General features: G+C 72.5%; 1 protein-coding gene. It reads right to left on the bottom strand.

All coding sequences use genetic code 11. The features are described 5' to 3' along the window. Positions 1-476 (bottom strand): ketoacyl-synthetase C-terminal extension domain-containing protein (locus tag POF73_RS45920; RefSeq protein ID WP_272125499.1); only part of this gene is annotated, 476 nt, incomplete at both ends.

Raw genomic sequence — 476 nt, forward strand, 5'->3', positions numbered from 1 at the left:
CCATACCAAGGCGTTGCGAGCCCTGACCCGCGAACAGGAAGGCAGTACGGCCCCCTTCACCCACCGCACCGGCCACCGCGCCGGCAGCGGACTCACCCGCCGCCACCGCCTCAAGCCCCCGCAGCAGCTCCGCACGATCGGCGCCCCACACCACCGCCCGGTGCTCGAACACCGACCGGGAACGCACCAAAGAACCAGCGATCTCCACAGCGCCCAGCGCCTCGGAGCCGCTCACGAACTCGGCCAGCCGACCGGCCTGCGCCCGCAAAGCGGCCCCGCTGCGCCCCGACACCACCCACGGCACCAGAGACGGCACGGGCTCGTCGGCGCCGGCAACCACAGGCTCTTCGACGACGGGCTGTTCGAGGACGACGTGGGCGTTGGTGCCGCTCACACCAAAGGCGGACACGGCGGCACGGCGCGGCAGGTCCTCCTCCCTCAGCCACTCTCGCTCCTCGGCCAGCAGCTCCACGGCA

This window comes from Streptomyces sp. HD (genome assembly GCF_028369295.1).
In the GTDB taxonomy this organism is placed as follows: Bacteria; Actinomycetota; Actinomycetes; order Streptomycetales; family Streptomycetaceae; genus Streptomyces.